The following is a 25,396-nucleotide window of genomic DNA, read 5'->3' on the forward strand; positions in this document are numbered from 1 at the left end:
GGGAGATTTGTGTATGAAAAGAACTAAAATCATGCAGCAAATAAGCTGTTTACTGCTGATTCTTCTGCTTACACTTGGAATAGCGTCAACGGCCTTCGCGGCGGACGGCTGTGAAACTACCGTGCGGCTTAGTGAGGCAGATATCAGCGGGAACATCCCCTTTAGTATTACAAATATGTTTCCGGGAGATTCTGTATCAAAAGATTTTATTATTGAGGTATCTCACAAAAGGGCAATCACCCTTTATTATCATGCAGATATCCGCCCCGGCTTTGAAGTCCTGGCGGAAGTATTAAACATAAAAATTGAACTGCCTGATAAAGGCGAGACACTATATAATGGTCTAATGCGGGATATGCCAAACTCTGTTCAATATGGGATGGAATCCAGTGAACAAAGCCTTATTTATCGTATCACGGTGTATCTGGATACCAGTGTTGGAAATATTAACGAGATAGACACGGACGGCAGACGGTATATGTACCAGGAGCTGACAGCGGATTTTCGCTGGTGGTATTTGGAGGAACCCGGTTCGGCAGTGATTAAACTGGCTGCGGAAAAAGTGCTGGATGGTCAATACCCTCGCGGCAGTGCATTTACTTTCTTGCTTCAGGATGATTCGGGTAATACAGTTCAAACTGTGAAAAATACCGATGGGCTTATTGAGTTTAGTGTCCTACATTTTAAAAATTCGGGGACCTATATCTATTACATATCAGAGCAGGCGTTTACTGATTCCAAAATCAGCTATGATCCGGTTCGCTATAAGGTGGAAATTACCGTAATGCAGGAGGGCAGCTTTTACCAGACAACCGTTTCCTATGAACAGGATGGCAAGGCGTATGCCACCCTTCCTCGTTTTGTAAATACCACGAAAGGCTCGCCGGGTGAACCTGATGAACCGATTGATCCAGATAAGCCGTATAAACCGGATAATCCTAAGACAGGTGACGAATCCAATATTGAACTGTATATTGAATTGTGCGCAGTCTCTATGGCAGGTCTGCTCCTCCTGTTATTTTTCAAACGGAAAAAGGAGGATGCTGGGTGTGAATAAGAAAAAGAAACTGTCTATCAGCGTGGCGACAATGGTGCTATTGTGTCTCTGCCTGTGTATTACCAGTTTTGCTCTGGCTTACGCCGTGTTAAAGGTGGATGACAACTGTTTCCAAACCGGAGGCATAGGAATCGATTTCAATCATGGCGAACCTGTCATCACGGCCGATGAATTTCTTTTCGAGCCGGGTATGACAGTGGAGAAGTCCTTTTATATCCAGAACAACGGAACATGGGCTGTGTATTATAAGCTGTACTTCAATCAAGTCGAAGGAAATCTGGGCCATGTATTGCATGTGACGATTTTAAATGAAGATGGCGAGGTGCTGCTTTCCGGCAAACCGGCGGATTTAACGAAGGGGAATACTCCTGCGATTAAGAGTGTATTGAAGGTTGATCAGCGGCAGAATTTGAAGATTCGTTTTCATTTTCCAGAAACGGCCGGTAATTCTATGCAGAGCGGATCCTTGACCTTTGAACTGTCCGCAATAGCTGTGCAGACCAAGAATAACAAAGGAATGGAGTTTGAATAATATCATGAATACTAAACTGAAACAAAGAACAGATAAGGGGGCTTCTGTAAGCAAAAGAAACATAAGGCCCGGTGTAAGGATTTTACATATCATAAAAAATACTTTTATCTTGCTTTTGGTCATTGCGGCTGTGTCAATGATGGTTTTCACCATTGTATCTGTAACTACTTTTGATCGAAATGACAGAGACCTCTTTGGTTATAAGGCGTTTATTGTGCGTTCGGATTCCATGAGTGCGACGGATTTTGAAGCCGGCGATCTCATTCTTGTAAAGGACGTGGATCCTGCCACATTACAGGTGGGAGACATCATAGCATACCAGTCAACAGCAACCGATAGCTTTGGAGAAACAGTTACCCATAAAATTCGATCAATAACTACAGATTCAAAGGGAGCTCCAGCCTTTATCACCTATGGTACAACTACCGATACCGATGATGAAATTCCTGTCACTTACGAGTATGTTCAAGGCAAGTATTCATATAGACTGGCAGGCATCGGAAACTTCTTCCTATTTCTAAAAACAATACCAGGCTATATCTTCTGTATTCTGATTCCCTTTCTTTTGTTGATTGCAGTGCAGGGGATCAACACAGTATATCTATATCGACAGTATAAACGACAGCAGCAGGAGGAGATGCAGAAAGAACGGGACAGCATTGCTGCCGAGCGTGCGGAAGCGCAGCGCATGATACAGGAGCTTGAGCAAATGCGGGCGGAAATGGGGCTCACCAAGGAAGCTGAACATTAGGGGAGTATGCCGATGAGGGATCTTAGGTACATAAAAGAATCATTAATCATGAGCTGCATTTCCATGCTGCTTTGTATCAGCTTGCTTGCGGGTACGACATGGGCGTGGTTTCGGGACAATGCAACGACACCTATAGGAAATATTGAAGCCGGAACCTTTTGCGTTGATTTGGTGGATGCCGATGGGGGTTCCATCCGAAACATTCCACTTTCGTTCCAACAAGCCGGAGACGCGGGCAAGCAGGTTCTTTGGGAACCAGGAGCCACCTATTACACTAAGCCATTCCGGGTATCTAACACAGGAACATTGGCCTTTAAATATCGTCTCTTCCTCGTTTTTGAAAATCAGAATAAGTCGGATTTGGAGAGCATCTATTTTCGACTTGTGAAAGCAGACGAGATTAATTACAGAACTGCGAACCCTGTTATTTTTGAAACGAATCCTATTCTCAAAGGTGAAACCGAGAGTGATTTATATGTGCTGGTGGGGTCCATGCGTGCAGATGCCGATAATTCATTGCAGGGAAAGGAGGTGGGAGGTATTGGTATTAAAGTGGCGGTGGCACAGGCTAGTCATGAATCAGATATCACCGGCCCTGATTACGACCTGAATGCAGAATATTTGGCAGATGCAAAAACTCCGGCAGAGTTGGCAGCCATATTGGGAGTATGTATACCAAATATTGAATTTAGCGGCAGCTTTGCGGCAGAAGCATCTGGATCAGAGCCTGTTCTCACGATAGATTATGACGCTGTTATTGACCTGAAAGGCTTTGAATTCACTGTAAATGGCACAGGCAGCACAAACGGTATTTTACTCAGCAGCGGAAGCAGCACGATTCGGAACGGTTCGATTTCCGCAAATAACATCAGTGATTCTGCCATAAAAGTCAGAAGTAGTGAGCTGGTACTGGAGCATATGGCAATCAATGGTGAGCAGGCGCTGCAATGTTTAAGTGGCAGTAAGGTTACACTGAGTAATTGCACTATAACAGGTACAATTTGCGTTGCAAAGGATGCGGAACTGACCATAAAGGAATCAGCTTACAGTGCGGATAAACTTATTGTGGAAGAAGGCGCAGTCATAAATCAATAGAGCAATAGAGCTTTACAGCTTTGATATTTGCCATTACATAGATAGAGCGGGTCACCTACGGTTCAGAGGGCAAACTGATTGCCGTCGGACCGTAGCGTGCTCATAAATATAAAGGGAGGTCATATAATGGAAAACAAAAATCAAAAACGAGCATTATCTTTTAGTATGCTGTCCATCGTATTGTGCGTAGCTATGCTCATCGGTACCACTTTCGCATGGTTCACCGACAACGCAAGTACTGGAGTAAACTTAATTCAGGCCGGTACACTGGATGTCGAGCTGCAGAAGTCTGAGGACAACGGAAAAACCTGGACGACGGTTGAAGAAAATGAGAGCCTTGCTTTCCAAAAAGCGGCTGAAGGCGAAGAGATCCTTTGGGAGCCGGGTGTTACATACAATCTGCCGCTGCTCCGCGTTGTGAACAAGGGTAACCTGGCATTAAAGTACAAAATCCAAATCAGCGGCCTTGACGGAAACGCAGAGTTGCTGAATGCAATTGACTTTACACTGAAAAACGGTGAAGAGATGGTAGATCTCACGACTTATGAAGGCCATATTGCAGGCATGCAGGAGTCAGGTTCTCCCACGGTGGATAAGGAACTGTCTTCCCTCACAATCAGCGGTCATATGCGGGAAAGTGCTGGTAACGAGTATCAGGGGCTGGCGCTAAATGGTATTTATATTACTGTTGCAGCTACGCAGGATACTGTTGAACATGACAGCAATGACAATAATTATGACCAAAATGCAGATTATGAGAATATAGTCTTTGTTAGCAAGCCGAGTGAATTGGAAGAGGCTATAAACACTGCACAGTCGGGTGATATTATTTCGCTTACACAAGACGTAGATATGAGTGAAGAGACGTTTGAACTTTCCAAAGCAGTAACCTTGGATCTCGGTGGAAAAACGCTTACAGGAACAGTAAATGTTACCGGAAGCGATATGGCTATGATTAGAAACGGCACAATCGTATCGAACAAATCGGAATCAGCTAATTCTGCAGTGTGTGTTAAAACCAATGCTTTTGCAACATTGGAAAGTGTCAATATCGAAGCAAACAGTGATAGCAAGGCTTATGCAGTGGCGGTGTATGGTAATTGTTTTATAAAGAATTCCACGGTTAAGTCTAATACATATGGCTTTGCATGCTATTGGAGCAGTAAAGTAACGGTTGAGAATACAAATGTTACGGCAGGGGGACATGCCATATCCACAGCTGCAGCCTTTTCTAACCCGGATATGATGATAACAATCAAGGGAGGAACATATGCCTCGAGTGGGAGCGAGTGGGATAGTTGTGCTGTTTACTGGGCTGGTCACGGCACTCTGAAGGTGGAAGACGGTACTTTTACCGGAGGGAGTAATGGAGCTGGTATCTATCAGAAAAATGGAACAGTTCATATTTCTGGTGGTTCTTTCTCAGCTAAGGATGGTGCAAAACTTGGCGCTGAATCAAAAGATAGTACTGAAATTTCATTTAATGTAACTGGCGGTACTTTTACAGGTACAAGAGCAGGACTTTATTATAAAACAACGGCGAATGGCAGTAATTGTAAGCAATTCGATATTACAATCACTGGTGGCACCTTTGCAGGAGAAGGAGAGTATAAAAATGCTCCGAAAGTGGAATTAGATCAGTCTGTAATTAAACCTGGTGTTAAGATTACGGGAAGTAATCTTTCCGAACAATAAGGCGGGGGAAGAAATAATGGAGAACAAAAATCAAAAACGAGCATTATCTTTTAGTATGCTGTCCATCGTATTGTGCGTAGCTATGCTCATCGGTACCACTTTCGCATGGTTCACCGACAATGCCAGTACAGGAGTAAACTTAATTCAGGCCGGTACTTTGGATATCGAGCTGCAGAAGTCTGAGGACAACGGAGAAACTTGGACGGCGGTTGGAAAAAATGAGAGCCTTGCTTTCCAAAAAGCGGCTGAAGGCGAAGAGGTCCTTTGGGAGCCGGGTGTTACATACAATCTGCCGCTGCTCCGCGTTGTGAACAAGGGTAACCTGGCATTAAAGTACAAAATCCAAATCAGCGGCCTTGACGGAAACGCAGAGTTGCTGAATGCAATTGACTTTACACTGAAAAACGGTGAAGAGATGGTAGACCTCACGACTTATGAAGGCCATATTGCAGGCATGCAGGAGTCAGGTTCTCCCACGGTGGATAAGGAACTGTCTTCCCTCACAATCAGCGGTCATATGCGGGAAAGTGCTGGTAACGAGTATCAGGGGCTGACGCTAAATGGTATTTATATTACTGTTGCAGCTACGCAGGATACTGTTGAAAGCGATAGCTTCAATAATGCATATGATGAAAACGCCAAATACGGTACGCCTGTTTCTTCCCAGGAAGAACTTTTGGCAGCACTTGCAAAAGGGGAAGATGTTATCCTGACTCAATCCATCGTGTTGCCGGAATCCATTAAGGTTGCAGGGAATGTGACCATTTATGGTAGTGAGAACGGATCACTGTCGATTGAAAATGGTGACAACAAGCGTGTCATTGACATAAATAATCAGAATGAACCTGTCACCATGACACTTTCTGGCGTAAATGTTGTAGGTCCTACAAGCGGAACCTATACACGGGGCATCTCAGTTTATGCGAATAGCGATGTTACCATTGTCGTAGATAATTGCTCAGTGTCTGCAAACTACTATGCCCTGAATATTGCCAGCGAGAATCAGAAGGTGAACGCTGTCATCAAAAATACTACGTTGACCGGTTGGTGTGCGGCACAAACTCATTCCCCCAATACCAAGGTGACTTTTGAAAACTGCAAGCTAATCGGCAACAATGACAAGACCTACAATGCGGAAGGTTGGAATAACTTTGCTACCATAGTTGTGAATGAGCTTGCCGGTGGGTCTGAATGGACTTTCAATAACTGCATTATCGAGGCCAATGAAACCACAGGGAATAAGCAATATCTATTCTCCCTGCGCTCAGCCTGCACCATTAATATGAACGGCTGTATCTTGAAGGTGAATGGTAATGAGGTAACAGCAGATGACGCACCAATTTCGGTTTACAACGTGACCGGAATCACCATCAATATTGATGGTGAAACAATATTTAGTAAGTAAATCCTATCGTTGGCCTTCCGCCCTCGTATGGAGAATGTTGCGAACAAGCGTCATCAAAATTCAAGGAGATTATTTAGAATGATGAAAAGTAGAAATCCAAAACGTACATTGCTGATGAGCGTGATGTCCTTGCTTCTGTGTGTAGCCATGCTCATTGGCGCTACCTTCGCATGGTTTACAGACAATGCGAGTACCAATGTAAACTCCATTGAAGCCGGTACGTTAAATGTAGAACTGGTAAATAAAGAAGGAGACTCTCTTGTTGGGAAAACATTGGACTTTGTGAAAGCCGAAGGCAGTGAGGAGGAAACTATTCTTTGGGAACCGGGAGTTACATACAATCTGCCAGAGGTCTATGTAAAGAACAACGGAAACCTTGCGCTCAAGTACAAGCTGGCCGTGTCTGGGATTGATGGTGATGCCAAGCTTCTGGAGGCTATTGACTGGAAGATTACCGTGGGCGGAGAAGAAACTGATCTGACAGATTTTGAAGGGCATCTTTCCGCAGCCGGGCAGAGCACAGAAGCCATTGTGCTTTCTGGTCATATGAAAGAAAGTGCCGGCAATGAGTATCAGGGCCTGACCGTCAGTGGTATTGCTATTACTGTTATGGCTACTCAGTACGCGGAAGAACACGACAGCAAAGACAATCAGTATGACGCAGAGGCTAAATATACAACTCTGGTTGGTTCACAGACAGAATTTAGGGATGTTCTGACTCAGGCACAGGCAGGTGACACTCTGGAAATCACGGCTTCAGAAATGTCTCTCACTGAGATCATTCCTGAAGGCGTTATGATTACCGGTAGAGGTACCGGTGTGACAAAACTAATTGTAGATGGCGATGACACAACACTTTCTGCTGCGGGGGATGGGTACAAAGTTACAAATAAAAATGTTACCATCAGCAATATGACCATCAGCGGACAGAACATCACAGCGTCTGGCTTCAACAGTGTCATCAATATCGAAGCAGATGGCGCGGAGATTAGAAATGCAGTAATCACTGGAGGCAGTTCCGGCATAAATAATTCGTCTATCCTCGTAGAAAAATTAGCGGCCGGTGAGACTTTCAAGATATCCAACTCTACAATTAGCGGCGCTTACCGCGGTATCTACTCCCAAAGCAAGGGCGGCGATATCTATGTGAATAATTGCGATATCGATGCAGTCTATACCTTCAATGCCGGCAGTGGAGATTTAGGCCTGTATGTTAAGGATTCCAAGCTGCTCGGCTGGACGTCTTACGGCGAGATGGCCAATGGCGCTTACTTTGATAACACGGAGTTTGGCAAGGGAACGGCCGGTTATGATTTTCTGCGTCCCTACTGTGACACGACGCTGACCAATTGCACTTTTGATGGTGATTTCCGAATGGGCGCAGGTGCAACCGGATTTACCATTACCATTAACAACTGCTATTTCAATGGCACTAAGCTTACGGCATCCAATATAACCAGCATGTTAGACGACACCGAACCGGATACCGAAAACCTCAAGGGCTGTACGATTATTATTGATGGTGTAACAGCGAAACTGTAAAGCATCTCAGGTTTCTCTCCCTTTAGGGAGAGGGGCTGTCAAAGGGTATAGGAACTGTCTTGTTTCTATGCCTTTTGATAGCTTCATTTGGGTATAATACAAGGAACAAATGGGAGGTTTTACATCATGTACCTAATTAACAATGCACAATGGAATCAAAAGCTTAGAAAGGCAATGCCAGGCGGAAAATATATACAGCTTTTACTGCCTTCTATTATTGGCATTGTGCTAAGCCTCAGTTTTTTTATAGGAGCTAGCTGGGCTTGGTATACTGATGCGGCACTGGGGGTCTTGGAAAATGTCAGTATGGCAGACTTCTCCTGCGACGTTTCGGTGATATCGGCAGATACTGATTTTTCCGATACCCGGCGCAGCGTGAGTGGTGAGCCAGCGGAATTCTCTCTTGTGGCCAATAGCACATATGAAGTAAAGATTTCAATATCGGGCACTGCTACAACCGGTTACTGCATCTTAAAGTTCTGGGATGCGGTAAATGAACGGCAAATGGTGTACTATACGGATCAAATCACAGCTGATTCCGCATTTGTTTTTACCTATCAGAATGGTGTGACGGAGCGGATGACAGTTGCGGGAGATCTGCAGGCAGATATTTTCTCTATAGAAACACATTGGGGGGATTGGCAAATCGCCGCATTAGAGGGCAAACAGGAAGAAATTCAGTACGTCCATGCCGGGGATGTCATTGGAAATGCACCGATACAGTTACCGTCTGAAGCAGAGTATGATCTGCAGAATATGACACAGCAAAGCAGTATTCTGGATTCAGATGGACTGCAAGTAATATTTACTGCCGACGAAGGTTTTACGTTACCCACACATGTTACGGTGACGATAAACAATGGTGAAGCACTTATTTATGAGCTGGTAAACGGTGTTTTAACAGTTCACGCCAGCCTTATTCCAAACGGTTCTAGAATCGTTGTGTCTGGGTCGGGTGAGCCGGTTCAGGAGATCCCGGATGAACCTGTTTCGGACTTTGAATCGGAGTCTATGCCAGAGAAATCAGATTCTGAAACTGAGTCCCAGTCTGATGAGACAATACCTGAACCGACTTCGGAGGAAACAGTTCCTGAAACGGAATCGGAGTCTGTGTCGGAAGAGGATTCTCTGCAAATGTCTGAAACGGATGCCTCACCGGCGCCAGCTGGGGAGCCCTAATTTGAACAAGCAGGAGGTAACACATTTGGTGGAATCAATGAAATTATTGGATTACTTGTCTGCAAAAGCAGGCTGCATGTATTTGTCTGATCTACATCAGGCAAACAACTTTTTGGCTGTACATCATGCACTGAGAGAGCTGCCCCCTGATACTTTCAGCGTGAAAGAATGGAATGATGCTGTTCGATATATAACCGGAGAGCAACATGATTTTTTCTCATCAGACGAGGCGGAAAAGTATCTTGCAGAATATGTTATGAAATAAGGAACCTTATAAATAACCGTGTATGTATGTTATCATCACCATAAACAGCATTTCCGAAAACAGGCCAATATATAGAAACCTAAGCGTTTTATGCGTATAGTTAGATTATCGACTGATTAAATGTGTCTTCGGGGCAGGGCGCTATTCCCGATTGGTGGTAAAGTCTGCAAGCGTTTCCCGTATGATTTGGTAACTCTTGTTGAGCATTAGAAGTTCAATAAGCAAACTATCTTCTTGGTAAAGAAAAGCAGAATGGCGGTTCAGCTGATATTCTGTGTATCCGCTCCGGAGCTTATAAGCTGTTAACAGAGAATGAAGGTATCTTCACAGAGATTCATATGGGTGACTTATACTTTTGCATGGAGCAGCGGTTGGTGCGGGTGGACGGGCAAGTGGTCGAACTGACGGCGAAAGAATTTGATATTCTTGCCCTGCTGATCACACACCCTCAGCGGGTGTTCACCTACGAGCTGATCATGGAGCTGGTCTGGAACGAGGATGTTACCTTTTACTCACGAAAAGCGGTAAGCAATCATATGAGCAATCTGCGGAAGAAATTGAAGATAACACCGGATGGCCTGGAATATATCAAAAATATTGTCGGTGTAGGTTATAAATTTGAAATACCATAACAAAGATCACAAGGATTTTACTTCCCTTGTGGTCTTGTTTTGCTTATGCCCCTTTTCCAGAGAACAGATCCCATTTGTTATTGTTCTCATAAGAATTTTGCCACTTGCCATTACCTTATTGACAATTGTGACTGAAGTTGCTATAATGTACTTGTTCAATAAGTACATTATATGACGGATGGAGGGATCCTGTGGAAATTATAATAAGCAGTAATACGAGTAAACCCATTTATGAGCAGATTACCTCACAGATAAAAGCTATGATTATGAGCGGTGAACTGCAGACGGGCGATCCTATTCCTTCTATGCGGGCATTGGCAAAGTCAATCCATGTAAGCGTTATTACCGTTCAAAAGGCATATGAGGATCTGCAAAGGGACGGATTTATCGAGACAACAGTCGGGCGTGGAAGTTTTGTAGCGGCACAGAATAAAGACTTTTATCAAGAGGAACAGCAGCGGTTAGCGGAAGAGCATTTACAGGAGGCCGCTGGTATTGGCAGAACCAGTGGAATTTCGCTGGGAAAATTAGTTGAGCTTTTGACTATGTTTTATCAAGAGGAGGAGTGACTATGGATACAATCTTACAGGTGAAAAATTTAACGAAACAGTATGAAGGCTTTCAGCTGGACCACGTTTCGTTTGACCTTCCGAAAGGAACGATTATGGGACTGATTGGCGAGAATGGAGCCGGAAAGAGTACAACGATCAATGCAATTCTTGATCTGATTAAGAAAGATGACGGTACGGTTACTTTTTGGGGACAGGAATTAGCCTCATCAAAACAGCTGAAAGAGGACATAGGCGTTGTGTTCGATGGAATCAATTTCTATGAAACATTGACGCCTGCGAAAGTGGGTAAGATCTCCGGAGCGGCCTATAAACAATGGGATGAATACCTGTACCGGGATTATCTGAAACGTTTCGGGCTTCCGTTGGATAAAGAGATCAAAACACTTTCCAAAGGCATGAAAATGAAATTGTGTATCGCTGTGGCGCTTTCCCATAAACCGAAGCTGTTGATTTTGGATGAGGCGACCAGCGGTCTTGACCCGGTTATGCGGGATGATATTCTTGATGTCTTTTTGGATTTCGTGCAGGATGAAAACCATTCAATCCTGATGTCCTCCCATATCACCACGGATTTGGAAAAGGTTGCCGACTATATTACTTTTATTCATCAGGGAAAAGTCCTGTTTTGCAAGACAAAGGATGAACTGCGCTACAAATATGGAATCATCCGCTGCGGTGCAGCCGTTTTCGACCAGATTGATAAAGCGGAGATCCTCGCTTACCGCAAAGACGATTACCAGTGGAATGTGCTGGTAGCTGATAAAGAAAAGGCCAGGAAAAAATATAAAGCGGCCGTCGTTGATGATGCTACGATTGACGATATTCTGCTGCTGTATGTGAAAGGAGAGCGGGCGAAATGAAAAGTCTTATATTGAAAGATTTATATAATATCGGACACAATACAAAATCTATGCTGTTTATACTTGCGGTGTTTGCTGTGGCTTTTATTCCTACCTCTGGTGTGGGAGCATATATTTTCATCTGCGGCATCTTATGCAGTATGATGATCGTAACCACTTTTTCTTTTGACGATAACTCCAAATGGACGCGATATGCTATGATAATGCCCATTTCAAAAAGAGATTTAGTGATTGGAAAGTTTATTGTCTTAGCAATCTTTTGTGCGATTGGAAGTGTATTCGGCTTGGCTATAGGCTTGGTCGGCGGAGGCATAGCAGGCAAAATTACATTCAGTCCTGCCGCTATTGTGGAACTGCTGTTTTTAACCTTAGCGGCAACGGTAATTTCCCTCATTTTTGGAAGTATGTCAATCCCGCTGGTGTTTAAATTTGGAGCCGAAAAAGGGCGCGTTTTACTATTGGTATCGTTCCTCATTCCAGCAGCAATTTGTTTTGGGGCATATAAGCTGCTTGCAATACTGGGCGTGGAGCTGACGGATCAGACGGTGTTTATCCTTTTATGCTGTTCCCCGCTTATCGCGTTGGTTTGGGGTTATGGAATGTATCAGATCAGTTATCGGATTTTTTTGAAACAAGAATTGTAAGGAGAGGTTGCTATGAAAAAATATGAGTATGTTAATATCGAATATTCGGCAAAAGGAGTGGTGTTTTCTTATGTTGAAAAGCATAGGGAAATCATAGACAGTTACGCGGAGAAAGGCTTTCGATACGTCGGTTTTGTCCCTACGGAAGTTGGGGCAAACGGCTGCATCAGAAAGATTGACTTGATTTTTGAAAAGTAGAAAATGCGGTGACCTTGATTTTGTCAAAGTCACCGCAAATACGTATTTGATGCTATTTATGGTTCTCATCAATTAGAGCCATGAAAGAAGTTCGCAAGTAAACGGAATATATTGTCCGTTGCTTCTGCAAGACTATCAAAAAAATTGTCTTTTGCTTCCACTAAATTCTCAATAACAATGTCTGTGTCATATGCTAAATCTCTGCATGTATTGGAGCAACCCGTCATTAGCATAAGGCATACCAAACACAGAAAAAGTGATAAATATTTTTTCATTTGATTTATCTCCGTTTGGAAGGGCCTCTGAACTACTGGTTATAATACTGCTGAACCTTAGCAGGCAATTCCTCATATTTTACTTCCGCCCAGGTCACCACACCCCGAATAAAATTGACTTTCAGACATAGGAACGCATCATCGGTCAAAATACGGCTTGTTTCAAACACAACGTCCTTTTCATTTCCGTTCTTATCGTAGGCCGCCAGCGTGTATTTATAATTCATTGCTCCATGCGGAGCGATTTCCTGTACCCATCTGTTATCTATTTGCGTATAGTAGTCGTCATTTTGGGTCGCAAGAAAAGCGCCCCCCATGCAGACGACAACTAATATTGCTGCAATAATGCCTACTACAACTTTTTTTGATTTCATTTGAAAATCCTCCTATGAAATTTCTTTTTCTTTGCTGCCCATTTTAACAAAGAGCAGAATTGAGGCAAAAATAATACCCAATACAATCATCGCTTTTTTCATAACTGGCTACCTTGCACTATGATTTCTTTTTTGAACCGTTTTCCCAGAATTTTTCTTCTTTTTCTTTGCGGTGGTTACTTCACGATTTTTCGCTGTGAAAACGATAATGAATGTCACGGCCAGTATAAACAGGATAGATGCTACGCTCAACAAGATGTTTCCTGTTGGATCACTGCTTCCATCCTGATAACCAATTACGGTAAGGCCTGCTGTAATAGGATATAGATCACGCAGGCCGTGGCCGGAGGCCATCATTCCCACAAAACCATAAAAGAAAGCAAAGCCAACACCGGCCATAAAGCTGCCGCTTCTTTGAGCAGTAAAGGCAATAACAGGCATGACCGCAATATAGGAAATCATATTGATACCGATCATCTGAAAAAGCACCTGTATCATACCGCCGATAGAAAATCCGGGAAATCCGCTGGCAAAGAAAACAATGAGTGTGAACAGGAATTCGATAACGGAAAGCGCTGCCGCCATACATCCAACAGCAATCAGTTTCCCAATCAGCATTTTCCGAAAGGAAACAGGGATTGTGAGAATATTTTTCAGCGTGTCGTCTGTACGCTCCCGGTCAATGATATATCCGGCAATCAATGCGATTGTTGCAGGATATATCAGAACTAAATTGTTCCAAATTACGCTGGAAGAAAAGTTCATGAGCGTATGGGTCGCCCCGTCAGAGGCTGTTGCCATAAACCGGGCAAGCAGCACGACAGTAAACATCGTTGCTACGCCGATCCAGATTACGGAGTACCGCTTCATTTTGCTAAATTCTGTTTTTATAATACTTACCATTTTTTCTCACCTCAACTTTCGCGTTTGCTATAAATTCTGACAATCGCCAGATAAGACAGCACCCCAATAATAACGACGGTTAATGCAACAAGCCACAGAGGTAAAAAATACGGCTCCATTACAGAATAAGCCGGGGTTCCGGGATCAACAAACCGCACCGCCTGCCAACGGTAAATAATAGGTGCTGGCATGATGTTTGTGATCATCTTCATCATTGGGTCTGTTGTGGCAAATAGTCCTCCATACGCAAGCATAAAGTCGAACATTGTATAAAAAAAGGTTAGAATAACCGAAAAGATATAGGAGCGGTTAAATCCGACAATCGCAATGACAACCGGCAAAATACTTGTTGTGTAAAGCAATGCTGTGATAATTGCAATCCCAAAGTTTCCCCCAATATTTGTCAACTCGCTTCCGGCAATCAGGCCGCCAACCATTGACGAAACCATGGTGGCAAAGGCAAAGATCAGTCCCAAAATATAAAGTACAGCGATTTTTGCGGTAGCAATCTTAGCTGGGGAGGTAGGGATAATGCGTAGGTTTTTCAAAGTATCGTTATCCCGTTCCATGAAAAATAGCATGGCCGCAATGATACCTAAAACAGCCGGAAGCATGATGGGCATACCCATAGTAACCAGCAAGCCAAAAACTGCTTCAAAGCCGGTAAAGTTACCCATGCTTCCAGCCAGTACAAGAGCCGTAAACGGAATTGGGAACAGAAGTGCGGCGAAAATCACAAATGATACAAAGTGTTTCCGCTTTAACTTCCGCATTTCGCATTGGATCAGTTTAAGCAATCCCCTCACCCCCTGTAATTCTCTTGAAGTAATCCTCCAAAGTATCCTCGCAGAGATGGGCTTCCCAAACATCAATGCCAGCTTCAATAAATGTGCGGTTAATTCTCGCTACAGGCAGGGCCGTATCATAAAGATACAGATTATTGCCATCCATAAGCTGGATGTTTTTGCTCTGAAACGTTGCGGCAATAATCTGTGCAGCCTTTTGTGCATCCGATACGCAAAAATGGATGTACTTCGCGTTTTTACTCTCCAGCGCTTTTAGGCTTTCTTCCTCCAGCAAATTACCGTGGTCGATAATTCCAACATCATCAGCCAACAGGGAAATTTCCGAAAGGATGTGGCTGGAAATCAAGATCGTTTTCCCTGTGGCATCGCACAATTCCCGGATAAAATCGCGCACCTCTGCAATACCGATGGGGTCAAGGCCGTTGATCGGTTCATCCAAAATCAACAGTTCGGGATTGTGGATGATGGCCAATGCAATAGCTAAACGCTGCTTCATACCGAGAGAATATTGCGAAAATAATTTCTTGTCCCGGTAAGGCAGGTTGACAACTTCCAAAGCATTTTTGATGTATTGCGGGCTTTTCAATCCCCGCAGGTCGGCAAAAATTTTCAGGTTTTCCGTTCCTGTCAAATTGGGATAAAAACCCGGTGACTCGATCAGACAGCCAATTCGGGGCAGGATTTCCTTTTCATTGCCATGAATTGGCTTACCGAAAATCTCCACTTCACCGGACGTGGGAGCTGTCAGTCCCAGCAGCATCCGCATGGTCGTTGTCTTGCCTGCACCATTGCGTCCCAGAAGTCCATAGATACGACCTTTTTTTACATGAATATTCAGATGGGAAACGCTGTTCTGATTTCCGTATTTTTTCGTCAGATCATGCGTTTCAATAATGTAATCACTCATATAGCTTGCGCCTCCTTTTTGTTTTCGTTATCAGCATAGCACATCAACTTTGAGATAACTTTGAGCCAACTTTGAATTTACTTTGAGATTTCAAGGCCAGAATAGTCAATCTGTCCATCTAGCGGTATAATATAAACAGAAAAAAGGTGGTGACTTATGAACGATAGAATGATTCTTGTGGTAGACGATGAAACTGAGCTGTTGGAAATGGTGAGATCCATTTTTATGAGAGCCGGCTTTACGCAAGTGTTGACGGTATCCTCTGGTGAAGCTGCTCTGAAAGTATGTAAAGAGAAGCAGCCGGATATGGTGATCCTTGATGTTATGATGCCAGGCATGGATGGATTTGCCACACTAAAAGAATTGCGAAAGATAAGCAAAATCCCGGTTCTCATGCTGACAGCTCGCGGTGAAGCGGAGGACAAATTTGCGGGTTTTGAAAATGGAGCGGACGATTACCTGTTGAAACCATTTCTGCCGAAGGAATTATTATTCCGGGTGCAGGCCATATTGAAGCGGGCCTATCCTGGGAAGGATCGCAAAGTGTTCTTTGATACAGCAACCGTTGATTTGGAAAAAGCAATGGTTCAACGAAATGGGGAAAGCATCTCACTGACGGCCAAAGAGTTCCAACTTTTTGAAAAGCTGTATGAAAACGCAGGCCGAATCGTCACTACCGGCGCACTGTGCCAGGCGATTTGCGGCGACTTCTGGCAGGGATATGAGAGTACGTTAGCAACCCATATCCGGCATTTGAGGGAAAAGATTGAAGAAAATCCCTCAAAGCCGATTGCCCTTGTGACGATCAAGGGGATCGGGTACCGCCTGAATATTAAGGGGGCGCAGACGTGAACACATCAGAACGATTTTTTCGCCGTTATATATTTTCCACAGTTAGGATTATAGTTCTTTTTCTGGCTGTCAATGCACTGTTAGTAGCTTCCTATTTTGTAATAGCTTATTTAGGTAATGTGGCAACATCCAAATTTCCAATCGAGGATTTTTCAAATCATATCATGGCAACAGATGGGGAATTCAGTGCAGATACACAAGCGAAAGAAATGCTGAATAATTTTGAAGCGTGGGCTATGATCCTAGATGATGATGGCACTGTCGTTTGGGAAGAAAATCTGCCGGAAGAATTACCACGCCATTATTCCTCAATGGATATTGCCATGTTTAGTCGCTGGTATCTTGATGATTATCCGACCAATATTGCAAAACGACAGGATGGGCTTTTGGTGATCGGCTTGCCTCCAGAAAGCGTTGTGAATTACTATTTTTCTTTCAAGGCGCAATATATTTGGCCTATGCTATTCGGATTAACGGCGGTATTCTGTATCAATATTTTTTTGATGATATATTTGTTTATCCGCAATGCCCGCCGGGTAGAAAAAGCTATGGCGCCGATTTTGAGAGGCATTCGGCATCTATCAGTTGGAAAGCCTGTCCATCTGGAAGAAACCGGCGAGTTAGCAGAAATCAATGCTGGTTTGAATAAGGCCGGTGACTATTTGCTGAAAAAGGATAATACCCGTGCAGACTGGATCAGGGGAATTTCCCATGATATACGCACACCGCTTTCTGTGATTTTGGGATATGCAAGCGAAATAGAAGACACTTCTTCTTTGCCGGAAGCTGTCCGAAACCAGGCTGGGATAATCCGGAGACACAGTGAACGGCTAAAAGATTTAGTGGCTGATTTGAATTTGTCAACTAAATTAGAATATTCTATGCAGCCTATGCAAAAACAAAGCCTTGACCCGATAGAGTTAGCACGTCAGGTTGTCAGTGAAGTATTGAATGATGGCCTATCAGAACCTTACGAGTTGGAATTATCAGAAGATAATCCCGGTAAAAACATCTCGATTCTCGGGGACCAGGTTTTGCTTAATCGGATGCTGAATAATTTGATAAGAAATTGTATTGTCCATAATCCCAATGGGTGTAAAATACAGATTTCTGTTGGCAGTAATGATGCAAGCTGTACTTTTTCCGTTATGGATAATGGGCATGGAGTGAGTGAACTGCAATTAAACGCATTGAACAGTGACGAGGATATTTCCAGTACACAAAAACAGACAGATGAAGCAGAACATGGTTTGGGTCTTAAAATTGTGCGGCAGATTGTGAAAGCACATCATGGGGATGTTTTATTTTCTGGTGCGATCCCACATGGATTGATTGTCAGTATTCACCTGCCTATGAAACTATAAAATCTTTACTGTTTACGCCTTTAAAAATTCACAAAAATTAGGACAATAGCAGGATACATCGGGAAAGAAAGCAGAATCCTCCCTGGTACAATTTACTCAATCATAGCAAATGGAAGAAGTCCACTGCTTAGTCAGGTAAATTGAAGGGGAGGAGGTGCAGTATCCTTATAGAGGGAAAGAATTCTCCTTACACTGTTGTCCTTGGTTGAACGCAAGTCTTACAACTGAATATTGTTTGGCGGCCTGTTCAAAAGCGTAAACAACAAATGCACCGATGCCTGATATTATATCGGGTATCGGTGCTTTCTTCATTGCTGTTCAGGATGAAAGGCAAGCCATTTTGCTCTATAGGTATCCAAATAAAACCGATTCCCATACTCATTTTGGACAAAATGCTTTTTGACCTGATACCAGCCCCGCAATTCAGTCCGCAAATCTGAGTCTGGAGAGATTGGCTCCAGCCATATCCGGGTAAACTGCTGGATCTCAGATAAGATTAGCGGTTTTCCGGATGGCAGGCTCGGTTCGGAAAATAACTGGGGCAGCGTAAACAGCCTTTTGGCGTCAGCAAACGGAACGGTCTGTCCATTTGGGAGCAATAGAGTATGATTGCCGGCATCAACCAGCATCCATCCATACTCCGCAGACCAGACTGGTTTTCCGTGAAAGATTGGAAGGGTTTCCGGAGCAATTGGTACAGATTGGACCGAGATCCCCTGCTCTGACCGTCCGAGGAGAAAATCCGTTGTTACACCATAGAGAACAGACATTTTCTCAAGTCCGTCAATGGAAGGAGACTTGCGTTCTCCCTCCCATGCGCTTAGGGTTGGCTGAGAGATGCCGAGTTTTTCGGCAGCCTCTGTCATCTTTAATTTGTTGATCAGCCGTGCCTGTTTGAATTGTCTTGGCATCTGTTCACCACCTTTATTCGTTTATTTGCCAATAACCATTTTTATCTGAGCCGATTCTTTCAATAATACCTTTTTCCTTTAAGTTTTTGATTCTCCCAAATACAGCTTTCCTTCCGATATTCAATTTATCAGCAAGATTTTGATAGGTGTAAGCAGGATCCTCAGAAAGAAGAGCAAGAATCTCTTTTTCTTTGTCACTTAAATTTACAGTTCCGTTTACAGTTCCATTTACAGTTCCATTTGCAGTTTCCCCTGGTCCATATACAATCCGATCTTTTGGTGCAATAAATTTGATCATAACCGAATTTCCGGTAATATCGTATTCCGGCAATGGTACACCATCTTCACGGCAGGCATCACAGATCTTTTCTATGCCGCGCCCCCAGCTTTCAATAAAACCGGCAAGATAATATACATGGGCAATATTAGGGTTAAAGGGCTCAGACGAGTGCTTTTCCATGAGCTTCTCTGCAGACCAGTTTTCAGGCAGTCGGCCGCAGTTTGCAATATATAATCTGTCATTATATACACTTACCTGAATCGGTATGCCACGGGCATAGTCCTTATGGCACAGGGCATTCAAGAGAGCCTCGCGCAGTGCCGCATCTGGGACGAAATAACGCTCGATCCGCTGCATTCCTTCGTATGTGATCTTTGCTTTCATATACTTCAGATGGATAGTTTCGATAATCCGATCAATCTGGTCAAGCAGTGAACCATGTATTTCATCCTGATACCGAAGTTCAGAATCACTTTCAAAATAACCGATTTTTGTAAAAGCACCAAGCTGCCACTCTTCGGGATCGTTTGCAAAAAGGAGCATGGCAGCATTTGTTAAGTAGTCATTATTCATTAAGTGCAGCTTTTTCATCAGCGTCTCTTTTTGCTCATCTAAAGCGCTCTCATCAATACGTCCCTTTTTGGCCGCCCACTTTATAAAACGCTTAACAACACCATTATCAATATCAGAGATTGTGAAGGACGGCAAAGGAAGGTTGTCCCAGGTTGCGCCCTGTTTACGGAGCAAAAAGCTCTCCAGTTCCAATCCGGTTAATTTCTGATTCGTACTGCCACTGCGGTAATAATAAACGCCTTTGTATGAGATAGCAATAGGATAGGGCTGTACAGAAATTTCAATATACTCGGTTTCGCCATCTGTATGAAGGTTGACAGGCACAATAATACCCATAGCATCACGGATTTTATTCGGAAGATCCTCAAGCAGCTTATGGGAATTAGACAGGCCTACGGTTTCGCCATTATCGTTTTTGCCGATGTAAAGCGTGCCGCCCTGTGCATTCGCAAAACCACAGATCCATGCCAGATAGTCATCTTTCCAAATTTCTTTCCATTCTATAATCTGCATCTCAGGCATTGCTTTGTTCCTCGCATTTCTTTATATATTTACCGCTTTTAATGCGTGCATCGGCTGGCTTTTCTGCATCTTCAGGAATAAGCCATGTGTTACCGGTCTTCTGAGTTCCGGGGATACGACCCTCGCTGCAGAGGATACCTACACGGCGAGAAGAAAGTCCCCACTTTTTGCCGGCTTCCGTTGTTGAAATAAATTTCATAATTTATCGCCCCCTTAACTTTATATATTATATTCGGTTTGCGGAATAATATCAAGGGTTTTGCTAAAAATGTCAGAATGATTTCCGGATACACTTTTTCGTTTTTTCATTTTTATACATAAATCATATATTTATAGCTATTGACTTTCCGCTTGCAACAAGCTATAATATGACTATAAAATCAATTTAGTCATATAGGAGGTATAAGGTATGTATGAAGAAGTTGGAATTTCTTCAAATAATGTTCCGATAACACTTTCTATCTGGTATACAGAAAGAAGCAGTCCTACTATTGTTTTTTTGCCGGGTACTATGTCACACCCTCTCATGTATGAGAATTTTCTATGCGGATTGAGTGAAAGAGGATTTAATATAATAGGCGTTCACTATCTTTCACACGGAAAAAGCCCTAAAATCAAGAAAAATTATATAATGGAAGATATGTTGCATAATGTATATGACGCAACGACTTACGGAATAGAAAATTTCGGTAAAAACATAGCTGTCATGGGTTCCAGTCAAGGAGGGATTTTAGCTGCAATGGCGGCGGGTAGGGACACAAGGTTAAAAGCTGTTTTTCCACATAATATCATGCTGACTACATTAAAAGAAACTATGAGCCTAACAAAATATCCCGTATGGACACACCGTTTTATGGGGCTGATACAATGGGGCTTTCGCGTGGGCGGAAAGTTGTTCCCTAACTATAAGGTACCGGGAGATGCTTATTTAGACTATAACAAAGTATTTTATAGTGAACAGGCAAAACACGATTGCTTAAATGACCCTATGCTTTTACCCTATTATCCTTTAAGATTTGTCGCCAGTTTATTCAATGCTGACTTATCGTGTCTGGAGAATGGGTCTATACAATGTCCTGTTATTTTAATTACTGCCAAAGGTGATCCGCTTTTTAGCTTTGATTATACCAGCAAAGTATTTGATTTAATTCATGCGCCGCAAAAGGAATTGCTTACTTTAGAACTTAATCGTCACATGATTTTTAATGAGGATACAGACACGACGATAAACGCATTGGAACCTACATTGCATAAATATCTCGGATAGTATATTGATAATATGAGCAGTAAATGTTATACTTTTCGTGACGATAATAACAATTTAGTCATAAGGAGGTTATGAGAATTGCCACGATTTACAGAACAAGAGAAAGAGATCATCAGCAATAAACTTTTGATAGAGGGAGAAAAGCTGTTTGCATTACACGGTTTGAAAAAAGTAACGGTTGATGATTTAGTGGCCGCCGTAAATATATCAAAGGGATCTTTCTATGCTTTTTATCCCAGTAAAGAACATCTATATGTGGAAATCAATTTTCGCTTACAAAAAGAGCTATTTGAAAGTATAGAAGCAACAATTAAAAAGAAAAAATATAAGAACCATAGAGATTTAGCAAAAGACGTTATTATGCTAAGTTTAACGGGTTTGATTACTTCACCTATTCTTTCGCAGATTGACCTATCTATAATGGACTATCTGCAAAGAAAATTATCACCGGATATTTTTGAAAGCCATATGCACAATGATATTCGTATATTGGAGATACTGGAAGATCTAGGGGTTGTATTTTTGGTTCCGCATACGGTTATTATAAAATCCCTGTATTCTGTTTTGTCCTGTTTGGAACAATTCAAAGAGGATGAAGAACTGAATATGATACAAAACCTTTTAGTGAATGGGATTATTCAGCAAGTAGTAGCAGAGTAACAATTTTGTTTGGTTATTTGACAGGCAGGTAGCCAAACAAATTTTTTACATTTTATATGACTATATATCTATAAACGTCATAAGGTTAAAGGAGGAAAAATAATGATTGATGTAAAAAAACTGTATTTCAGCTATACTGAAAAGCCCTTTGTTGAAGATGTGAGTTTCCATGTTGGACGTGGAGAAATTTTCGGCTTTTTAGGACCCTCTGGAGCTGGGAAGTCAACCATACAAAAAGTATTGACTGGGCTTAATACAAAATATAAAGGCAGCGTAAAAGTTGCAGGTATTGAAATAAGGGAACGTACAAATCGGTTTTATGAGAATATTGGAGTGGACTTTGAATTTTCTACCTGTTATGAGAAATTTACGGCACGACAAAACCTTGCCTATTTCGCTTCGCTGTATGAAAAGCAGCCCCGGTCTATTGATGAATTATTGCATATGGTAGGCTTGGAAAATGACGGAGACAAAAAGGTTGCCGACTTTTCCAAAGGTATGCGTTCTCGCTTGAATTTTATCAAAGCGTTAATCCATGACCCCGATATATTATTTCTTGATGAACCAACAAGCGGCCTTGACCCTACAAATAATCGCTTGATGAAAGATATTATCCTTGCAGAGAAGAAGCGCGGAAAAACTATCATAATCACCACTCACAATATGTATGACGCAACGGAGCTATGCGATCAGGTAGCTTTTATTGTTGCGGGAAAAGTCAGCGCGTTAGACAGCCCACATAATTTAATCATGTCAAGGGGTGCTGCAAAAATACAATATACCTATTATGACAACGGCGAAAAAACCGGGGAATGTCTGCTTGATAGAACCGCAGAGGATAAGATGTTAAAAAATTTAATTTCAGAAAATCGTCTGCTTTCTATCCATAGTAGTGAACCTACGTTAAATGACATTTTCGTTGATATTACGGGGAGGACACTTCAATGAGATTAGGACGCTTAATTCGTGGAGATATACATTTCCAATGGAAATATGGTTTCTATTTTATTTACTTTATCTTGACGCTTCTGTATGTGTGCGCGATTGCTGCCTTGCCAGAGCATTGGAAAAATAATATTGCAGCTATTATGATTTATTCTGACCCGGCAGCTATGGGACTATTTTTTATGGGGGCGATTGTCCTTTTAGAAAAAAGCCAAAAGGTATTAAATGCTATGGTGGTATCGCCTGTAAAAGTGTCGGAGTATATACTTTCAAAAACAGTTGCGTTGATTGCCATATCTACGATAATTGCAATGATATTAGGATTAGTTTCCGGCAGTAATCATTTACTTGGTATCGCAGTTGGAACAGCCTTGACATCAGCGATCTTTACTATGCTTGGAATAATTGCAGCTACAAGAATTTCAAACTTGAACCAATTTCTCATTGTGATTATGCCCATAGAGATTGTTTGCTTTGTTCCACCAATCGTTGGTCTGTTTGTAAAGTTACCAGATATATTCCGCTTTTTCCCTTTTACCGCCTGCATGAACCTTATAACCGGGAAAAACAGTTTACTATCGTTTGATATGGTACTTGTAATTGCTACGTTGATTATTCTCTACATAGTTGCGCGACGTACAGTTCGGCATATGTGGAAAAGTTTGGGAGGTGTAAAGATATGAAAAGGGTATTATCCAGTACCATGCAGATATTTAAGCAAATCAAGAGCGACCCTATGATGTTTGCAGCTTGTTTTACGCCTTTTGTCATGGGAGCTTTGATTAAATTCGGTATTCCGTTTCTTGAAAGGATAACAGATTGTTCTTTGCAAGAATACTATCCGATTTTTGATTTATTACTTTCTATCATGGCTCCTGTATTGCTCTGCTTTGCATTTGCAATGATTACGTTAGAGGAAATTGACGATAAAGTGTCACGGTACTTTTCGATTACCCCTCTTGGTAAGTCGGGGTATCTCTTTACAAGGTTGGGAGTACCCTCAATTATTTCGGCGGTCATCGCTTTTATTGTACTGTTGCTTTTTTCATTAGAAAAGTTGTCCATTGGAATGACAATATGTTTGGCGCTTCTCGGCTCAGTACAGGCAATTATTGTTTCACTTATGATTATCACATTATCAAGCAATAAATTAGAGGGTATGGCAGTTACAAAACTAGCTGCACTTACATTACTCGGAATACCAGCCCCCTTTTTTATTGACAGTTACTACCAGTTCGCGGTTGGCTTCCTTCCGTCATTTTGGGTAGCAAAAGCCATGCAGAATGAAGCGGTTCTTTATTTCTCCATAGGATTGGTGGTAGCTTTAGTCTGGTACTACTTCCTTGCAAAACATCTGTTTCGGAAGCTGGCAGGATAAGGAGGCATATTATGGAAAAAGGTAGACTTCTGCAAAACAAAAATGTAAATAAGGCTATTCAGGTTTCCAAAATTACACTAATCATCAACATGGGTTTATCGCTACTTAAATTTACTGCCGGATATATAGGGAAGTCAAGTGCTATGCTGTCGGACTCTGTACACTCGGCTTCTGATGTATTAAGCACAATCGTTGTGATGGTTGGAATTAAAATATCAGAAAAACAGCCTGATAAAGAACATCCTTATGGGCATGAACGTATGGAATGTGTGGCTTCCATTATTCTCTCTGTTGCCTTGGCTATAACGGGTGCTGGAATAGGATATTCAGGGATCAAGAAAATCTTTTCAGGACAGTACAATACGCTTTCTATCCCTAGTGGAATCGCACTTACGGCGGCAGTCTTATCCATTGTTATAAAAGAGTGGATGTACTGGTTTACAAGAAATGCTGCAAAGCATACAAATTCTGATGCGCTTATGGCTGACGCATGGCACCACCGCTCTGATGCACTCTCGTCAGTTGGTTCCTTAATTGGCATTTTAGGGGCGCGTTTAGGCTATGCTATTCTCGATCCTATTGCAAGCGTTGTGATTTGTGGTTGTATCTTAAAAGCTGCTTTGGACATTTTCAAAGAAAGCATTAACAAAATGGTAGACCATAGTTGTGACAATGCTACTGAAACAAAGATTAGGGAAGTTGTGCTTCAGCAGCAAGGGGTTGATGGTATTGATGAATTAAAAACCCGCATGTTTGGAACGAAAATGTATGTAGATATTGAAATATTAGCTGATGGTAATTTAGCTCTTTATGACGCTCATGGAATTGCTGAGGCAGTCCATCAAACGATTGAAAACAACTTTCCACAATGTAAACATTGTATGGTACATGTTAATGCGAATGAACTTCTCTATTCTACATAGGACAGGGAAGATGATTTAAGACTATTGAA

At 42.4% G+C, this 25,396-nt stretch carries 30 protein-coding genes; 22 read left to right on the forward strand and 8 right to left on the reverse strand.

The genetic code is table 11. The features are described from left to right. Nucleotides 1–13 precede the first annotated feature (13 nt). The 14 genes from MUB35_RS26425 to MUB35_RS26490 all read left to right on the forward strand — a co-directional run bounded on the left by MUB35_RS26425 (nucleotide 14) and on the right by MUB35_RS26490 (nucleotide 12,427). A complete protein-coding gene (locus MUB35_RS26425) occupies nucleotides 14–1,057 on the forward strand; it encodes a Spy0128 family protein (protein WP_158587322.1) in 1,044 nt (347 codons plus the stop codon). Next, nucleotides 1,050–1,589, forward strand: coding sequence for a TasA family protein (locus MUB35_RS26430; RefSeq protein WP_146051681.1), 540 nt, complete (start codon nucleotides 1,050–1,052; stop codon nucleotides 1,587–1,589). The genes MUB35_RS26425 and MUB35_RS26430 overlap by 8 nt, the downstream gene beginning before the upstream one ends. Nucleotides 1,590–1,593: 4 nt before the next feature. Next, nucleotides 1,594–2,340, forward strand: a complete 747-nt coding sequence (locus MUB35_RS26435; protein WP_033140111.1) for a signal peptidase I — start codon at nucleotides 1,594–1,596, stop codon at nucleotides 2,338–2,340. A 12-nt stretch (nucleotides 2,341–2,352) separates the two neighbouring features. After that, a complete protein-coding gene (locus MUB35_RS26440; RefSeq protein WP_033140110.1) occupies nucleotides 2,353–3,435 on the forward strand; it encodes a hypothetical protein in 1,083 nt (360 codons plus the stop codon). A gap of 126 nt (nucleotides 3,436–3,561) precedes the next feature. Further along, nucleotides 3,562–5,130, forward strand: a complete 1,569-nt coding sequence (locus MUB35_RS26445; RefSeq protein WP_118594084.1) for a TasA family protein — start codon at nucleotides 3,562–3,564, stop codon at nucleotides 5,128–5,130. Between the two features lie 16 nt (nucleotides 5,131–5,146). Continuing rightward, nucleotides 5,147–6,535, forward strand: coding sequence for a TasA family protein (locus MUB35_RS26450; protein ID WP_054351703.1), 1,389 nt, complete (start codon nucleotides 5,147–5,149; stop codon nucleotides 6,533–6,535). Nucleotides 6,536–6,613: 78 nt separating this feature from the next. After that, nucleotides 6,614–8,077: a TasA family protein gene (locus MUB35_RS26455; RefSeq protein WP_054351704.1), complete on the forward strand. Its 1,464-nt coding sequence runs from the start codon at nucleotides 6,614–6,616 to the stop codon at nucleotides 8,075–8,077. 126 nt (nucleotides 8,078–8,203) lie between these two features. Further along, nucleotides 8,204–9,256 (forward strand): hypothetical protein, encoded by a 1,053-nt coding sequence (locus tag MUB35_RS26460; RefSeq protein ID WP_103731665.1) that lies wholly within the window; start codon nucleotides 8,204–8,206, stop codon nucleotides 9,254–9,256. Between the two features lie 25 nt (nucleotides 9,257–9,281). Continuing rightward, the gene (locus tag MUB35_RS26465; protein ID WP_081960180.1) at nucleotides 9,282–9,521 is read left to right on the forward strand and encodes a hypothetical protein; all 240 of its coding nucleotides are present in this window, start codon (nucleotides 9,282–9,284) and stop codon (nucleotides 9,519–9,521) included. A 338-nt stretch (nucleotides 9,522–9,859) separates the two neighbouring features. Continuing rightward, entirely contained in the window at nucleotides 9,860–10,153 is a 294-nt protein-coding gene (locus MUB35_RS26470; RefSeq protein ID WP_330425226.1) for a winged helix-turn-helix domain-containing protein, read from the forward strand. A gap of 191 nt (nucleotides 10,154–10,344) precedes the next feature. Next, the gene (locus MUB35_RS26475) at nucleotides 10,345–10,722 is read left to right on the forward strand and encodes a GntR family transcriptional regulator (RefSeq protein ID WP_033140107.1); all 378 of its coding nucleotides are present in this window, start codon (nucleotides 10,345–10,347) and stop codon (nucleotides 10,720–10,722) included. 2 nt (nucleotides 10,723–10,724) lie between these two features. Continuing rightward, nucleotides 10,725–11,585: an ABC transporter ATP-binding protein gene (locus MUB35_RS26480; protein WP_054351707.1), complete on the forward strand. Its 861-nt coding sequence runs from the start codon at nucleotides 10,725–10,727 to the stop codon at nucleotides 11,583–11,585. Next, nucleotides 11,582–12,229, forward strand: a complete 648-nt coding sequence (locus MUB35_RS26485; RefSeq protein WP_054351708.1) for an ABC-2 transporter permease — start codon at nucleotides 11,582–11,584, stop codon at nucleotides 12,227–12,229. The genes MUB35_RS26480 and MUB35_RS26485 overlap by 4 nt, the downstream gene beginning before the upstream one ends. A gap of 12 nt (nucleotides 12,230–12,241) precedes the next feature. Further along, nucleotides 12,242–12,427 carry a DUF4177 domain-containing protein gene (locus tag MUB35_RS26490; RefSeq protein ID WP_023042600.1) on the forward strand — a complete coding sequence of 62 codons (186 nt, stop codon included), beginning with the start codon at nucleotides 12,242–12,244 and terminating at the stop codon, nucleotides 12,425–12,427. A gap of 68 nt (nucleotides 12,428–12,495) precedes the next feature. Here the strand turns inward: MUB35_RS26490 and MUB35_RS26495 are convergent, their stop codons facing one another. The 5 genes from MUB35_RS26495 to MUB35_RS26515 form a co-directional block, all read right to left on the reverse strand. Continuing rightward, nucleotides 12,496–12,702, reverse strand: a complete 207-nt coding sequence (locus tag MUB35_RS26495; RefSeq protein WP_103732910.1) for a hypothetical protein — start codon at nucleotides 12,700–12,702, stop codon at nucleotides 12,496–12,498. A 32-nt stretch (nucleotides 12,703–12,734) separates the two neighbouring features. Further along, entirely contained in the window at nucleotides 12,735–13,076 is a 342-nt protein-coding gene (locus tag MUB35_RS26500; RefSeq protein ID WP_023042598.1) for a YxeA family protein, read from the reverse strand. A gap of 108 nt (nucleotides 13,077–13,184) precedes the next feature. Further along, the gene (locus tag MUB35_RS26505; protein WP_103732911.1) at nucleotides 13,185–13,979 is read right to left on the reverse strand and encodes an ABC transporter permease; all 795 of its coding nucleotides are present in this window, start codon (nucleotides 13,977–13,979) and stop codon (nucleotides 13,185–13,187) included. A gap of 11 nt (nucleotides 13,980–13,990) precedes the next feature. Then, the gene (locus MUB35_RS26510) at nucleotides 13,991–14,776 is read right to left on the reverse strand and encodes an ABC transporter permease (RefSeq protein WP_054351711.1); all 786 of its coding nucleotides are present in this window, start codon (nucleotides 14,774–14,776) and stop codon (nucleotides 13,991–13,993) included. Next, nucleotides 14,769–15,692 (reverse strand): ABC transporter ATP-binding protein, encoded by a 924-nt coding sequence (locus MUB35_RS26515; protein ID WP_054351712.1) that lies wholly within the window; start codon nucleotides 15,690–15,692, stop codon nucleotides 14,769–14,771. The genes MUB35_RS26510 and MUB35_RS26515 overlap by 8 nt, the downstream gene beginning before the upstream one ends. A 156-nt stretch (nucleotides 15,693–15,848) precedes the next feature. Between MUB35_RS26515 and MUB35_RS26520 the strand changes: the two genes are divergently transcribed. Together MUB35_RS26520 and MUB35_RS30730 are read left to right on the forward strand one after the other, a co-directional pair. Continuing rightward, nucleotides 15,849–16,544 carry a response regulator transcription factor gene (locus MUB35_RS26520; RefSeq protein WP_023042593.1) on the forward strand — a complete coding sequence of 232 codons (696 nt, stop codon included), beginning with the start codon at nucleotides 15,849–15,851 and terminating at the stop codon, nucleotides 16,542–16,544. Next, entirely contained in the window at nucleotides 16,541–17,908 is a 1,368-nt protein-coding gene (locus MUB35_RS30730) for a sensor histidine kinase (RefSeq protein ID WP_103732226.1), read from the forward strand. Before MUB35_RS26520 ends, MUB35_RS30730 begins: the two co-directional genes overlap by 4 nt. A gap of 308 nt (nucleotides 17,909–18,216) precedes the next feature. Here MUB35_RS30730 and MUB35_RS26530 read toward each other — a convergent pair whose 3' ends face one another. The 3 genes from MUB35_RS26530 to MUB35_RS26540 are packed head-to-tail and all read right to left on the reverse strand — an operon-like array spanning nucleotide 18,217 to nucleotide 20,393. Next, entirely contained in the window at nucleotides 18,217–18,819 is a 603-nt protein-coding gene (locus tag MUB35_RS26530) for a helix-turn-helix domain-containing protein (protein ID WP_103732227.1), read from the reverse strand. Nucleotides 18,820–18,832: 13 nt separating this feature from the next. Then, nucleotides 18,833–20,194, reverse strand: a complete 1,362-nt coding sequence (locus MUB35_RS26535) for an ATP-binding protein (RefSeq protein ID WP_023042309.1) — start codon at nucleotides 20,192–20,194, stop codon at nucleotides 18,833–18,835. Continuing rightward, nucleotides 20,187–20,393 carry a hypothetical protein gene (locus MUB35_RS26540; RefSeq protein WP_016295769.1) on the reverse strand — a complete coding sequence of 69 codons (207 nt, stop codon included), beginning with the start codon at nucleotides 20,391–20,393 and terminating at the stop codon, nucleotides 20,187–20,189. The genes MUB35_RS26535 and MUB35_RS26540 overlap by 8 nt, the downstream gene beginning before the upstream one ends. A 210-nt stretch (nucleotides 20,394–20,603) precedes the next feature. Here MUB35_RS26540 and MUB35_RS26545 point away from each other — a divergent pair, with 210 nt between their 5' ends. The 6 genes from MUB35_RS26545 (at nucleotide 20,604) to MUB35_RS26570 (ending at nucleotide 25,367) form a co-directional block, all read left to right on the forward strand. Then, complete coding sequence (locus MUB35_RS26545; RefSeq protein ID WP_103732229.1) at nucleotides 20,604–21,461, forward strand: alpha/beta hydrolase; 858 nt, start codon at nucleotides 20,604–20,606, stop codon at nucleotides 21,459–21,461. A gap of 78 nt (nucleotides 21,462–21,539) precedes the next feature. Then, nucleotides 21,540–22,121, forward strand: coding sequence for a TetR/AcrR family transcriptional regulator (locus tag MUB35_RS26550; RefSeq protein ID WP_103732230.1), 582 nt, complete (start codon nucleotides 21,540–21,542; stop codon nucleotides 22,119–22,121). A gap of 102 nt (nucleotides 22,122–22,223) precedes the next feature. Continuing rightward, entirely contained in the window at nucleotides 22,224–23,069 is an 846-nt protein-coding gene (locus MUB35_RS26555; RefSeq protein ID WP_054351715.1) for an ABC transporter ATP-binding protein, read from the forward strand. Beyond that, nucleotides 23,066–23,749, forward strand: coding sequence for a fluoroquinolone export ABC transporter permease subunit (locus MUB35_RS26560; RefSeq protein ID WP_103732231.1), 684 nt, complete (start codon nucleotides 23,066–23,068; stop codon nucleotides 23,747–23,749). The genes MUB35_RS26555 and MUB35_RS26560 overlap by 4 nt, the downstream gene beginning before the upstream one ends. Beyond that, the gene (locus MUB35_RS26565) at nucleotides 23,746–24,444 is read left to right on the forward strand and encodes an ABC transporter permease (protein ID WP_103732232.1); all 699 of its coding nucleotides are present in this window, start codon (nucleotides 23,746–23,748) and stop codon (nucleotides 24,442–24,444) included. Before MUB35_RS26560 ends, MUB35_RS26565 begins: the two co-directional genes overlap by 4 nt. Nucleotides 24,445–24,455: 11 nt before the next feature. Next, a complete protein-coding gene (locus tag MUB35_RS26570) occupies nucleotides 24,456–25,367 on the forward strand; it encodes a cation diffusion facilitator family transporter (RefSeq protein WP_103732233.1) in 912 nt (303 codons plus the stop codon). Nucleotides 25,368–25,396 lie beyond the last annotated feature (29 nt).

It is taken from the genome of Blautia sp. NSJ-175 (assembly GCF_022867815.1).
GTDB classification, from domain to species: domain Bacteria; phylum Bacillota; class Clostridia; order Lachnospirales; family Lachnospiraceae; genus Blautia; species Blautia celeris.